Origin of the sequence: Saccharospirillum sp. MSK14-1 (assembly GCF_003054965.1) — a bacterium.
Taxonomy (GTDB): Bacteria; Pseudomonadota; Gammaproteobacteria; order Pseudomonadales; family Natronospirillaceae; genus Saccharospirillum.
Map to the genome: position 1 here is coordinate 871,166 of NZ_MIES01000033.1, position 12,860 is coordinate 884,025.

General features: G+C 54.8%; 11 protein-coding genes and 1 pseudogene. 8 read left to right on the top strand and 4 right to left on the bottom strand.

Annotation, left to right across the window (positions count from 1 at the left end):
• Positions 1 to 169 precede the first annotated feature (169 nt).
• Positions 170 to 871, top strand: coding sequence for a hypothetical protein (locus BGP77_RS13010; protein WP_108165157.1), 702 nt, complete (start codon positions 170 to 172; stop codon positions 869 to 871).
• Positions 872 to 895: 24 nt separating this feature from the next.
• On the opposite strand, the pseudogene metH reads toward BGP77_RS13010, so the two are convergent.
• A pseudogene (metH, locus tag BGP77_RS13015) lies at positions 896 to 4,628 on the bottom strand (methionine synthase).
• A gap of 393 nt (positions 4,629 to 5,021) precedes the next feature.
• Here metH and nfuA point away from each other — a divergent pair.
• The 4 genes from nfuA (at position 5,022) to BGP77_RS13035 (ending at position 8,377) form a co-directional block, all read left to right on the top strand.
• Entirely contained in the window at positions 5,022 to 5,615 is a 594-nt protein-coding gene (nfuA, locus tag BGP77_RS13020) for a Fe-S biogenesis protein NfuA (protein ID WP_108165158.1), read from the top strand.
• 514 nt (positions 5,616 to 6,129) lie between these two features.
• On the top strand, positions 6,130 to 6,408 hold the full coding sequence (locus tag BGP77_RS13025) for a YqjD family protein (protein WP_108165159.1): 279 nt from the start codon (positions 6,130 to 6,132) through the stop codon (positions 6,406 to 6,408).
• 26 nt (positions 6,409 to 6,434) lie between these two features.
• On the top strand, positions 6,435 to 6,899 hold the full coding sequence (locus BGP77_RS13030; RefSeq protein ID WP_108165160.1) for a hypothetical protein: 465 nt from the start codon (positions 6,435 to 6,437) through the stop codon (positions 6,897 to 6,899).
• 179 nt (positions 6,900 to 7,078) lie between these two features.
• Entirely contained in the window at positions 7,079 to 8,377 is a 1,299-nt protein-coding gene (locus BGP77_RS13035; protein ID WP_108165161.1) for a DUF2254 domain-containing protein, read from the top strand.
• A 10-nt stretch (positions 8,378 to 8,387) separates the two neighbouring features.
• On the opposite strand, the gene BGP77_RS13040 is transcribed toward BGP77_RS13035, so the two are convergent.
• The 3 genes from BGP77_RS13040 to BGP77_RS13050 are packed head-to-tail and all read right to left on the bottom strand — an operon-like array spanning position 8,388 to position 10,722.
• Complete coding sequence (locus BGP77_RS13040; protein WP_108165162.1) at positions 8,388 to 8,978, bottom strand: DNA-J related domain-containing protein; 591 nt, start codon at positions 8,976 to 8,978, stop codon at positions 8,388 to 8,390.
• A complete protein-coding gene (locus tag BGP77_RS13045; RefSeq protein ID WP_108165163.1) occupies positions 8,978 to 9,838 on the bottom strand; it encodes a D-hexose-6-phosphate mutarotase in 861 nt (286 codons plus the stop codon). Before BGP77_RS13045 ends, BGP77_RS13040 begins: the two co-directional genes overlap by 1 nt.
• Positions 9,835 to 10,722 carry a DUF1853 family protein gene (locus BGP77_RS13050; protein ID WP_158269373.1) on the bottom strand — a complete coding sequence of 296 codons (888 nt, stop codon included), beginning with the start codon at positions 10,720 to 10,722 and terminating at the stop codon, positions 9,835 to 9,837. Before BGP77_RS13050 ends, BGP77_RS13045 begins: the two co-directional genes overlap by 4 nt.
• 56 nt (positions 10,723 to 10,778) lie before the next feature.
• Between BGP77_RS13050 and BGP77_RS13055 the strand changes: the two genes are divergently transcribed.
• From BGP77_RS13055 to BGP77_RS13065, 3 genes are read left to right on the top strand one after another with little or no spacing between them, the layout of a single operon-like run.
• A complete protein-coding gene (locus BGP77_RS13055; protein ID WP_108165165.1) occupies positions 10,779 to 11,681 on the top strand; it encodes an NAD(+) kinase in 903 nt (300 codons plus the stop codon).
• A 31-nt stretch (positions 11,682 to 11,712) separates the two neighbouring features.
• On the top strand, positions 11,713 to 11,991 hold the full coding sequence (locus tag BGP77_RS13060) for a YeaC family protein (protein WP_108165166.1): 279 nt from the start codon (positions 11,713 to 11,715) through the stop codon (positions 11,989 to 11,991).
• Positions 11,988 to 12,842, top strand: a complete 855-nt coding sequence (locus tag BGP77_RS13065; RefSeq protein WP_108165167.1) for a DUF2797 domain-containing protein — start codon at positions 11,988 to 11,990, stop codon at positions 12,840 to 12,842. The genes BGP77_RS13060 and BGP77_RS13065 overlap by 4 nt, the downstream gene beginning before the upstream one ends.
• Positions 12,843 to 12,860: the final 18 nt, after the last annotated feature.

A 12,860-nucleotide genomic window follows, 5' to 3' on the forward strand; every position in this document is an offset into this window, starting at 1 on the left:
ACAAGAAGGGATGTTGACCTGAGTCAACAAGCGGTAAAGGCCGTGGCGGTGAGTCAACAATGACGGGGCAACGTATCAGGCGGACAGATGCGAGCCCGGTTGATTCAACAAAGCAAACGCTTCGCCGATAGTTCTTATGCAGTGTGGGTGGTTGAAAGAGGGAGGCGTCATGGCACTGATTATCAACAACGTCAACATTGTTCAGGCTCAAGGGGAGCCGACAATGACGACAACATCGAGCGATAAAATCATTACCGGCGAAGCACCGGCGGAAATCGACCTCAGTCAGTTTTCGCCAGCGTCAGAGGTCGACATCGAAACGTTACCGCCGGGTCCGACGCCAGAAGAACAAGAGGCCGCAGCCAATGCAAAGCTTGAGGCTCTTCGCTATGGCTGGGGCCCTTTGAGTGATACCGCGTCTACTGCCTTAGCCAAAACCGAGCAATTAGAAGGTCTGGTTTCCGGTTTTATTCCAGAACTTGAACATCAGTCTTGGGATCTTAGCGTGGATGCAAAGGGTGATACGGTTGTGCTCGGCGCTCTGGTCACCGATGAGCAAGCCGCATTGATTAAAACCATGGTGACGTCGCTGGGTCTGGACGATGCCATGGCGGACTATCGAGATGGCGTACTGGAAATGATGGCCATCCGTCGCAGCGGGCTGGGGCCTGCAGGCACCTGGGATGTGACGGCGGGTAACTTCAGTGATGTTTTTCGATTTCGTGAGTTTACTGACGATACCTTGCCGCCCTTTGGACCTTTCTGGGGCAACCTCAACGGCAATTACTTAAACACCCTCACGGCGTTGGAGCGGCAATTAACAGAGCGCGCCAGTCGTATACCCGAGGTGGGCTTTTCAGCCTACGCTTGACGCTCTGTTGTTTGCTAAGCCAGGTTACAATTCATCGTATCCCAGTGTCGGGCGCAGCCAGCGTTCGGCGGTTTCCAGATCCCAGCCTTTGCGAGTGGCGTAGTCTTCTACCTGGTCGCGGTCGATTTTACCCAGTCCAAAGTAACGCGCTTCGGGATGAGCAAAGTACCAGCCGCTGACCGATGATGCTGGCAACATGGCGTAGCTGTCGGTCAGTTCGGTGCCGGTGGCCGAGGTGGCGTCGAGCAACTCAAACAAGGTGGCTTTCTCGCTGTGTTCGGGACAGGCTGGATAACCCGGAGCAGGGCGGATTCCCTGATATTTTTCGGCAATCAGCGCTTCGTTATCGAGCGTTTCATCACCGGCATACCCCCAATATTCTTTGCGCACTTTTTCGTGCATCAATTCGGCAAAGGCTTCGGCGAAACGGTCGGCGAGCGCTTTCACCATGATGGCGTTGTAGTCGTCGTGGTCAGCTTCAAATTGCTTAGCGAGTTCGTCAGCGCCATGACAGCTGACGACGAAGGCGCCCATATAATCGTCTACGCCGCTGTGAGCTGGCGCCACGAAGTCAGCCAGAGAACGGTAAGCACGACCGTCAGGACGATCGGCTTGCTGACGCAGGTGGTTCAGATGCGCGGCGGTATCAGTGCGAGCTTCGTCGCGGTACAGACGAGTGACGTCACCATCCAGCGCTTCGGCTGGATAAAAGCCAATGACCGCATCGCATTGCAGTGATTTGTCGGCAATCAACTGATCGAGCATGGCCTGCGCATCGCGATACAGTTGGGTGGCTTCCTCACCGACGATTTCATCTTCAAGAATGCGAGGGAATTTGCCGTGCAGCTCCCAGGTTTTAAAGAAGGGTGTCCAGTCGAAACGCGCTCGAATGTCCGCCAACGGATAATCTTTGAACGTGCGGTTACCGATAAATTGCGGCTTCGTCGGTTGGTAATTGGCCCAATCGGTTTTGAAGGCACGAGCTCGGGCGTCGGCCAGCGGTGTGAAAATTTTGTTACCACGCTTGCGCGCATTGGCTTCACGAACGCCCTGATATTCGTCTTGTAAATTCGATACGAACACCGCTTTGCTCGACGACAACAGTTGGCTCACGACCGGTACCGATTTGGAGGCATCCAGCACATGCACGACCGGTTCGTTGTACTGCGGTTCGATCTTTACCGCTGTATGAACCTTGGACGTGGTGGCACCGCCGATCAGCAACGGCGTGCTCATGCCGCGTTTTTGCATCAGTTGGGCAACGTTAACCATCTCGTCGAGAGAGGGGGTGATCAGACCGGACAAACCGATGATATCGGCGTTGTGTTTTTCGGCGGCTTCGAGAATGTCTTCGGCCGGCACCATGACGCCCAGATCGATGACTTCATAGTTGTTGCACGACAGCACCACGCCAACAATGTTCTTACCGATGTCGTGCACATCGCCTTTAACCGTGGCCATGATGATGACGCCGTTGCTTTCGCCTTCAGTGCCGGACAGACGTTTTTCTTCTTCGATGTAGGGCAGCAAATAGGCGACGGCTTTTTTCATCACCCGCGCACTTTTCACCACCTGAGGCAGAAACATTTTACCGGCACCGAAGAGGTCGCCGACCACATTCATGCCGTCCATGAGCGGGCCTTCGATAACCTTAATCGGCTTATTGGCCGCCAGGCGGGCTTCCTCGGTATCAACTTCAATGTATTCGGTTATGCCTTTAACGAGGGCATGAGTCAGACGTTCCTGCAAACCCCATTCGCGCCACTTGAGTTTGTCGGATTCTTTGCTGGCTGAAGCGTTTTCTTTCACCGACTCGGCGAAATCGACCAGACGCTCGGCGGCATCGTCGCGACGGTTGAGCACCACGTCTTCAACGTGTTCGAGCAAATCGGCGGGAATGTCGTCGTAGATGGTGAGCATGCCGGCGTTGACGATGCCCATATCCATCCCCGCTTTGATGGCGTGGTACAGAAACACCGAGTGCATGGCTTCGCGCACGGTATCGTTACCGCGAAACGAAAACGACACGTTGGAGACACCGCCGGAGACTTTGGCGCCCGGTAAGTTGTCTTTAATCCACCGAGTGGCCGCGAAGAAATCGACGCAGTAGTTGTTGTGTTCGGGAATGCCGGTAGCAACCGGGAAGATGTTCGGGTCGAACACAATATCCTGAGGCGGGAAGCCGATTTTATCGACCAATAAATGGTAGGAGCGTTCGCAAATTTCGATGCGGCGCTCAAACGTATCGGCCTGACCATCGGTGTCGAAGGCCATCACCACGACGGCAGCACCGTACAACTTAATGCGTCGTGCCTGACGCAGAAACGGCTCCTCGCCTTCTTTTAAGGAAATGGAATTGACGATGGCTTTGCCTTGCACGCACTTGAGGCCAGCTTCGATGATCGACCATTTGGAGGAGTCGATCATAAAGGGCACTTTGGCAACGTCCGGTTCTGACGCCAGCAGGTTCAGATAACGCACCATGGCGGCTTCGCCGTCGAGCATGGCGTCGTCCATATTGACGTCGATGATCTGGGCGCCGTCTTCCACCTGGACACGGGCAATATCGACCGCTTCCTCGTAGTTCTCCTCCTGAATCAGCCGCGCGAATTTGCGTGAACCGGTTACGTTGGAGCGTTCGCCTACGTTTACAAAGCCGGTGGTTTCATTGACGACCAGCGGCTCTAAGCCACTGAGCACCATATCGGGTACGCGATTAGACGGCATCGACAGCCTCCGGCTTTGGCTGGCGAGGTGAATAGCGGTCGGCCAGTGCTTTCAGCTGGGCCAGGTGTGCCGGCGTCGTGCCGCAGCAACCACCAATGATGTTGACGTGACCTTCCGATAAATAGGGTTCCACCAGAGCGGCCATCTGTTCTGGGTCCTGGTCGTACTCGCCGAATTCATTGGGCAGGCCCGCATTGGGGTGAGCGGAAACCAAGCAGTCGGCGTGTTTATCGAGCGCGACGATGTGCGGCAACATGTCATCGGCACCGAGTGCGCAGTTCAAACCGATGCTGAACAACTCGCCGTGTTGCAGCGAGACCCAAAAGGCTTCCGGTGTCTGGCCGGACAGCGTGCGACCGCTGGCGTCGGTGATGGTTCCAGACACCATCAATGGCAGGTCGATGCCGCGGTCTTCTTTCATTTGCAGAACAGCGAAGACGGCGGCTTTGGCGTTCAAGGTGTCGAAGACGGTTTCCACCATGATCATATCCACACCGCCATCGACCAGCGCTTCGGCGGCTTCGCGATAGGCGGTGACCAGGTTATCAAAACTGACCAGACGTTTGCCGGGGTCGTTCACATCCGGTGAAATGGAAGCGGTGCGGTTGGTCGGGCCCAGGCAGCCGACGACAAAACGCGGTTGGTCGGGGGTTTTGGCGGTCCAGCGATCGGCACTGCGCCGGGCACATTGGGCCGCGGCGATGTTGATATCGCGCACCGCGTATTCCAGACCATAGTCAGCCTGAGCAATGGTGGTGGCGCTAAAGGCATTGGTGCAGGCGAAGTCGCAACCGACTTCAAAGAACGAATCGTGAATTTCTTCGATGATCTCTGGCCGGGTCAACGACAGCAGGTCGTTGTTGCCTTTGAGCGGGCTGGGGTGATCTTCAAAATGGCCTTTGCGGAAATCAGCTTCTTCCAGCGGATAACCCTGAATGGAGGTGCCCATGGCGCCGTCGAGCACCATAACGCGCTGGCGCAGTATCTGCTGCAGTCGTTCGGTCGTGGAAGCGTGGCTGGCTGCGTTCATCGAAGGTCCGCTGTTGTGTTGGAGAGTTGTGTTGGGTTGTGAGCCGCTGTCTATTGGAAAGACAGTAGCAGGGCAGCTCTGCGGCTGCTGAGGGTTGCCAATGAAACACTAAAAAGGCGTAACTTTCAATCTATATCAAAAAACTTTGATATAGAAATTATACCGTTATCTTTTTAGGTATGACCTAGTATTGGCCGGTGTTGTGGCCAACCACGCAGATGCCTTCTATTAAGCGTCTTCCGTCTCCCGACCGGCGTTACGCAAAAGCGCCTTGAAAAGGCGCGCAACAGTCCCATCTACAAACCCGACCAAAACACTCAGGTATTCAGGGTTGGCGTTTAATTGGGTAGAATGCACGCCGACTCGAATTCGACCTTCCACGGAGTCAGTGGCATGGATATTCAAATGAACATTACTGAATCGGCTCAGGAGTACTTGGCCGGTTTGCTGTCCAAGCAGAGCAGCGATGGCGTGGCCGTGCGCATGTTCGTCACACAGCCGGGCACCAAATACGCCGAAACCTGTCTGGCTTATTGCCGTCCGGGTGAAGAAAAAGAGAACGACGAAATCATTGAGCTGAGTCAGTTCCGCGTTTATCTGGAACAAAACAGCCTGCCGTATCTGGATGAAGCGGTTGTCGATTTCGCCAAAGATCAGATGGGCGGTCAGCTGACCATCAAAGCGCCGAACGCCAAAATGCCCAAGGTGACCAGCGATAGTCCGCTGCAGGATCAGGTGAATTACATTCTGTTCACTGAGATCAACCCAGGCCTGGCTTCGCACGGCGGTGAAGTGAGCCTGGAAGAGCTGACCGATGAGAATGTCGCCGTTTTACGGTTTGGCGGTGGCTGTCAGGGCTGCTCGGCTGTCGATATCACCTTGAAAAATGGTGTTGAAGCCACCTTGTTGGAAAAGGTCCCGGGCTTGGCCGGTATTCGCGATGTCACCGATCACACCATTACCGAAAACGCCTACTATCAGGCTTAAGTAATCCCTTCTTGAAAACGTGGCCATCAGCGATTTGCCTGGTGTGCCGCGTTCGTCTCTGCGTTGATCCGTTCAGTGTCTATGGCTCAGTCATCCGGCTGAATGGATGCTGCTGAGTGGTGTGTTTTTCTCAACTTTTTAGCAACTAGCAAGTTGCTTGTTAGTGCTAAATGGTCAATGTGCCGGGTGGTTTTCCCGACAGTTAATCGTCGTAAATAGAAACATAGTTCATTTTTTTTTTGTGTAAAGGTGGTTTGTTTTTTAACACCATAGAAAACTGAGCCGTCGAATTACGCCGCATTTCCCACCGACTTACGAACATTTATTGAACTGTTTAGCATATTCAGCATGTCAAATGTAAAGCCTTTGAGCTCAACTGCCTGCCTAAGCTTGAAATGTTGATCGTCAGTCTCATCTCTATCGCTAAGTCGCCGAGAAGTAACGACTTTTAATTCATCGCTCTTATTAACATGCTTATTTTGAGCAACGGTTAAATAGAAAAGGGGAATGAATCATGGCAACTGAAAAATCGTCAGACGAGTTGGAACAGTTGAAAGCAGAGATTGCAAAACTGAAAACAGATTTGTCTGACATCACTGGCTCATTGCGAGACCTGACAGAGCGCAAAGCCAGCGAAGGACGTGAACGCGTTAAGCACGCAGCCAATAACGCTTGGGAACCGGCCAGTAAAGCAATCGACAGTGCGGAATCTGAAATCAGCCATCACCCATTGTCGTCGGTCGCGTTGTCGTTCGGAATTGGTATGATGCTGGGTAAGTTGTTGAGCAAGTAACCGAATCCAGCAAGAGGTCGTAAACGATGCTACAACAGTTAAAGGCTCAAGCTGCGGGCTTGGGCCTTTTTTTCGTCGGTATTGCACTGGTTGGTGTCTGGCTTGGTGTCGCGGCGTTCCTGGGGTTGCAAGAGGTCATGCATCCAGCTTGGGCGGCGTCAGTGACTGGCTTGATCTCCAGCGTTGTTGTGTTGCTGATTATGCTGGTGGTGCGTCTTAAGCATCGGCGTAAAAAGCGCGAACGAGACCGTCTGGCCGAAGAGCTGGCTATACCGAACGTCGAGACGCTATTAGCAGGCCTACTGGACGGAAGCTCACTGCGACTGCTCCAGCAAAATGCTGACCGCGCCACGCTGGTGGCTTTAGTATTGGGTGGCGTGGCTGGCTACAGTGACAAGAGCCGTAAAGTTATGTTGTCGGTACTTAAAGGCATGGTCGCCGCATTGCAGGCGACGCAGTCGAGCAGTGACGAGAGCAGCGAATCCAATTGATACATTGGTGATTACCGTTGTTTTTTAAGGACGCCTTTTGAGCGTCCTTTTTTATGGCTTGGATTTGAGCGCCGGTTACTGGGTTTTCTATCAGGCTCCGGTAGTATCGGTTCTGATGGTGTACAGCGTCTGTTATTGACGCTTTTGACGATCAGGGATTCCAGTGCGCGGAGGGCGCGATGCCAGATTTTATTAACAACCTGATGACACGTATTCGAGCCAGTTTGTGGGCTTTGCCGGCGGCGATGTCTCTGCTCAGCGGCACGGTGGCTATGGTGTTGCCGTTGTGGGATTTCAGTCCGAGTTTCAGTCATGATAATTGGTGGTTGTTTTCCGGTGACTCTGGATCGGCGCGGGATCTGTTATCGACCTTGCTGTCGGGCATTATCACCATGACATCCTTGGTGGTTTCCATCACGGTAGTGGTGCTGTCGCTGGCCGCTGGGCAGATGGGGCCACGCTTGATTCGTAATTTCCTGATCGACCGACAGATTCAAATGGTGATTGGTCTGTTCGCGTCCACCATCGTGTTTTGCCTGATTACCTTACGCAGCGTCAGCGATGACCTCAGCGGTGATGACTTACCGCACATGGCGATCAATTTAGCCTCGGTGCTCAGTGTATTGTGTTTGTTTGCACTGCTGTTCTATGTCCACAAGGTGGCCCGCTCGATTATCGCCGACACTCTGGTGACCGAAGTCGCTAACGATCTGGAAGCGGCCATCGCTCGAGCAGGCGAGCGTCATAGTGACCAAAGTGCTCGACGGCCAGTGCCCGATATTGACGAGCCGGTGGCGGTTATTGCGCTGCAGCAACGCGGCTATATTCAGGTCATTGAATACGCCAGGTTGGTCACACTGGCGTGTGAACGCGGCTGGCTGTTGCGCTTACACTGTCAGCCGGGGCACTTTTTGCTGCGCGCGGAACAATGTTTGACCGTGTTGCGTGGCCCGGAACCTAGTGACGATGATGTCGTCACACTGCGAGGTTGTTTCGTGGTGGGTAAGGAAAGAACCCCGACGTTGGATCTGGAATACTCCATTCGGCAATTGGTGGAAATTGCCATTCGCGCCTTGTCGCCAGGCATCAATGATACCTTCACCGCTATTGCTGTGATCAATCGACTGGGAGGCGCGCTGGAAAAAGCTTGTCAGAGTGTCCAGCCGCCGTCTCAGTATGCTGATGATGAGGGCCAATTGCGGTTGCTGGCACCCACCCAGGATTTTGGCGGTCTGGTTGATACGGCCTTTAATCAGATTCGCCAATCCGGTACCCGGTCACCGGCCGTCTTGATTCAGATGGGGCGCATCCTGTGCGCCTTGGCAGCAGTAGCCGACAGCGACGAGCAGCGCCGCAGCGTGCGGGCACATCTTCAGAAACTGCGCCGGTGCGCCCGCACTCATATTGAAGAAGAGGATGATCTGGCTGATTTTGAGGCGGTTGTGGCGCCAACGTTAGCCAGCAATACCGGTAAATAACGACAGGGAGCTAGTTGCCCGCTTTCTTCGATAATTGCTCATAGGCTTCGCGAATACGCCGGAAGGTTTCGGGGTCCCCCCCTTTGTCTGGGTGATGTTCGTTGGCCAGTTGGCGGTAGCGGGTGCGAATGGCCTTTTGATCAGCACGCGGATCTAGCCCCAGTTCAGCCAATGCCTGAGGGCGCTGTTCTTCGCTGAGCAGGCGTTTCCAAAAACCATCCAATAGATCCTGCACGGTGGCACTGGTTTCGCGCGTTAGATTATTGCCGTTCAAATAGTAATCACGCAGCGAGGCTGTACTGCTCAATTGTTGACTGGCGCCATCGCCTATAGGGCGGATGGCGATGCGCAACGGACCAATATCAAGCAAGCAGCGGTTGGATTGCCACCATTGGTCCTGCAACCGGTAAAGCACATGCATCAAGATAAAATGATGCTGGAAGAGCACCAGTGGATCGCCCAGATCGGGTTTTGGGAAGAGGTTGCCGTGTTCCTGGTCCAGACGCTGAATGAGCTCAAATTCGCTCAAGCCAGCCGGTGTCTCGGCTAACGTATTGGCAATGGCCTCCACGAGACCGGCGGGTACATCCAGCTGCTGCATCAGTGACTCGGTTCGCTGCTGATTTCACAGATCAGCGTATGACTGTGCCCGGCTTTGAGCAAACGAGCGTCTTCGGCAGCGTTGGCCGCTTCCAGGCAGAGCATGTGCTGGTAGTCGTGGTCGTTAAAGTTCGACAGCGTTTTGCTTTTATCAACCCAGGGGTTCCAAACCACAACGGATCGGCTGCCCTGACGTTTGATCTGAGTGATATGACCGTCCCCGCGGTTCAGACGCAGCGGGGCGCCGCGATCAAGCACAATACAATCCACTTCCTGATCCACCCGGAAACTGGTTGGCCAGGTGGCGCTCTGGCCGGTCAGCTTGTTGTGGTAGAACTGTCCATCCAGTCCCCCGATAGCAGCCTTACTGAGGTCGGTGATGGGGAAATAACTGTGCAGGGCCTGACTCAACTGAAAGGGTTGTTTACTGAGGTTTTGGGTCGTCAACGCCAGTATCAGGCTGTCGCCAACGCTGACCAGCAATTCGGCTCGCGCTTGGTGGGGGAAGCCCGGGTCAGTCCCGTCGGTGTCGAGCCATAAGCGCAGGTCGGTGCGCTGCTCCGTTTCGGCCAGCAGTTCCCACTCCCAAACGCGGGTGCGGGCCAGGCCGTGTGCTGGCGCGTCGGCATTGGATTCGTGATCGCCAAACCAGGGCCAGCAAATGGGAATGCCGCCTCGGATAGCCCGGCCAGCTTGGTAGGTTTCGGCATCCGATACCCAGAGCTGATCCGGTTGACCTTGAGGTTGGTAAGACGTCAGATGTGCGCCCTGAGTGTACAGCACCGCACGGGCGGCGCGGTTTTCGATGGTCAGGTGTACCAAGCCAGTGTCCAGCGTTGTTTCCGTCAGGGTGTTGCTCAAACGATTTCTCCTTGGTGGGTGCCGTGGCCTGGGCCAAAGCGCTCAAGAATACGAGCTTGAGCTGCCTCTGGCCAGGCATCGGGCACGACAAACCAGTGTCTTTGCGGGCCATCGCCAAGCCGGCCAAAAAACTGGTTGGGTAGGGGATGCTTGGGGGGCGCATCGGCTTGGCGCGCCTGGTCGGCCAGCCAGTTGGCTTTGTTTATCCATTGCCCTGTAAAGAGTTGATCCTGAAATTCACTGATCGTGATCCAGTTTCCCAAAGGCGCTTGCTGCGACAGCGGTAAGAGCGATGACGGTGGCTGACCCAGACGAACAAAGCCACGACCGAGCACCCAGGCCAGGCTGCGATCGGGAAAGGGCAGATCAGCAGGCCATGCTTTATAGTCGCGGGCTAATTGAGGCAGGTAGCGTTGATGATTCTCCAGTCTTGCCATTTTCAGTGTCAGGAAATCACGCAGGCCAGCGCCGATCCATTGACACCCTGGCTCGATGCCCGGTTGTATTGGCGCCGCCAGGTAGAACTTCAGAGCCAGTTCCAGATGCAGAATTTCACCGCTGTTTTGGTCTTCGACTAAGAGATCCATTTCTCCCAGAGTGCGTTGTCCGGCCTGAATAATTCGATTACTGGCCAATAATCGATATCGGCCGCTGGTCGTTAACAGCACTGCCGCCAGCGCTTCAAAGTAGGCGCCTAGGCGACCGTGACGGTGTTGTTCCAGTTGCGCAAGTTCACTCTCAGGAACCTGGTTAGATAATGGCAGGTCGGGAAAGACTGGGCGCCAGGCAAGTTCTTCGGCCAATAACAAGGCGGGCAGTTGCTGTACCCAGTCGAGATCAGCTCGGGTCGTTGCATGGTTGGTGTGGCTGGCGGCTTCGTTCACCGGGGCTCCATCTGCTATGCTTGCCGTCCTTTTTGACGATAACCGAAGCCGCCTAGATGACCAAACCGACCTCGCCGTCTTCTTTCGACGCCATCGGCATAGTAGGCCGCCTGGGCAGTGACAACGTTGCGCATACCGTGCAGCGCCTGACCCAGTTGCTTAGCCGCGAAGGCAAAGATTACGCGGTTGATCAACCGCTCGCCGAAGCCGTTGGTGGTTTGAATACCACCATTAAGAGTCGTGATGAATTGGGTGCCTGGGCTGACCTGATCATTGTGGTCGGTGGCGATGGCACTCTGCTGGGCGCTGCGCGCGATCTGGCCAAGTTCGATGTTCCGCTGCTGGGCATCAACCGTGGCCGGCTCGGTTTTCTGACCGATATCATGCCATTTGAAATGGAAGCCGGAGTATTGGCCGTGCTCGGCGGCGATTATGTCGCTGAAGATCGCTTTCTGTTGCAAGCACAGGTCGTGCGTGATGATCAGGCTCAGGATTCGGGCTGTGCACTGAACGATGTGGTGCTGCATTCGGGCCAGTCGATCCGCATGATCGAATTTGAACTCTATATCGATGATCAATTTGTCTACAGCCAGCGCTCGGACGGCTTGATTGTATCGACACCGACCGGCTCGACCGCCTATGCCATGTCAGCCGGAGGGCCACTGGTTCATCCCAGCCTCGACGCCATGATCTTGGTGCCCATGTTTCCGCACAGCCTGAGTAACCGACCGATTGTGGTCGGTGCAGACGCTCAGTTACGCATTCACGTGGGGCGTGCCACGGGCGAATCACCCCAGGTCAGCTGCGATGCACAGCATCATCTGGCGATTGAGGCCGGTGACGAACTGCACCTGCATCGTTACCCACATAAATTGCACTTGTTGCACCCCTCGGGTCACAACTATTACGAAATCTGCCGGACCAAACTTGGCTGGGGAAACCCGCTCGATGGTCGTTAGGCTCACTGTTTAAGCATTCGGAGTGTTCGCTATGAACTTTCAAGAGGTGGCGGCTAATTTGACGCCGGAAGTTTACCAACGGCTCAGAGAAGCGGTGGAGTTGGGCAAGTGGCCCAATGGCGATGTGTTAAGCCGCGAACAGAAGGCGTTATGTCTGGAAGCCTTGATGACTTATGAAGCGCGCAATGGCATTCCAGTGAATGAGCGCATTGGCTATATCGAACGTCCGGATGGCACTCAGGCAAATCCGCTGGCCGATAACGACGTGCAACCCATTCGTATGATGGGCGATGGAGACACCCTGCAATGAATCAGGACTTGTTTGCTCCACCGCCGGGCGAAGAATTGGGCCGTGGCAATCTGGAGAAGATGGTCACTCGGGCCGGAAGCCCAGTGCAATATCGGTTGCGTTTGGGTGACGCAGAGGTCGATATGAATGAGCGTCTGGGCCAGCCCATTCGCCTGGAGTTTACCGGTACCATCAACTGCATCCATTGCGGCAAAGTGACCAACAAGAGCTTTGGTCAGGGCTTTTGCTACGAGCATTTTATGTCATTGGCGCAGTGTGACAGCTGCATCATGAGCCCGGAAAAATGCCACTTCCACGAAGGCACCTGTCGTGAGCCGGAGTGGGGCGAAGAACACTGCATGCAAGCGCATTATGTGTATCTGGCTAATGCCAGTGGCATCAAAGTCGGTATTACCCGAGGCAACCAGATTCCCACCCGCTGGATGGATCAGGGGGCCACTCAGGGCATGGTGATTGCCCGGGTCAGTACGCGTCGACTAGCAGGCCTGCTGGAAGTGATTTTCAAGCAGCACGTCGATGATAAAACCAACTGGCGGACCATGCTCAAAGGCACCGCCGAGCCGCTGGATTTATCCGCGATTCGCGATCAGTTGTTTGCCGAATGCCGCAATGAGTTGGACGCGGTACAGAGTGAATTTGGGTTGCAGGCGGTGCAATTGATCGGTCACGGCGATATTCAGTCACTGGCGTATCCGGTGCAGCAGTACCCCGAGAAAGTCAGCAGTTTCAATCTCGATAAGCAGTCGGTCGTAGAAGGCACCTTGGTGGGCATTAAAGGTCAGTATTGGATTCTCGACACGGGCGTCATCAATATTCGTCGTCACACCGGTTATGAGGTTGTGCTGAGCTGAATTGACCTCATCTTGGCG

What these genes read in the sequence shown, in the direction of transcription:
- BGP77_RS13010 (WP_108165157.1), top strand. Translation starts at nt 170, where the DNA reads ATGGCACTGATTATCAACAACGTCAACATTGTTCAGGCTCAAGGGGAG.
- nfuA (WP_108165158.1), top strand. Translation starts at nt 5,022, where the DNA reads ATGGATATTCAAATGAACATTACTGAATCGGCTCAGGAGTACTTGGCC.
- BGP77_RS13025 (WP_108165159.1), top strand. Translation starts at nt 6,130, where the DNA reads ATGGCAACTGAAAAATCGTCAGACGAGTTGGAACAGTTGAAAGCAGAG.
- BGP77_RS13030 (WP_108165160.1), top strand. Translation starts at nt 6,435, where the DNA reads ATGCTACAACAGTTAAAGGCTCAAGCTGCGGGCTTGGGCCTTTTTTTC.
- BGP77_RS13035 (WP_108165161.1), top strand. Translation starts at nt 7,079, where the DNA reads ATGCCAGATTTTATTAACAACCTGATGACACGTATTCGAGCCAGTTTG.
- BGP77_RS13040 (WP_108165162.1), bottom strand. Translation starts at nt 8,978, where the DNA reads ATGCAGCAGCTGGATGTACCCGCCGGTCTCGTGGAGGCCATTGCCAAT.
- BGP77_RS13055 (WP_108165165.1), top strand. Translation starts at nt 10,779, where the DNA reads ATGACCAAACCGACCTCGCCGTCTTCTTTCGACGCCATCGGCATAGTA.
- BGP77_RS13060 (WP_108165166.1), top strand. Translation starts at nt 11,713, where the DNA reads ATGAACTTTCAAGAGGTGGCGGCTAATTTGACGCCGGAAGTTTACCAA.
- BGP77_RS13065 (WP_108165167.1), top strand. Translation starts at nt 11,988, where the DNA reads ATGAATCAGGACTTGTTTGCTCCACCGCCGGGCGAAGAATTGGGCCGT.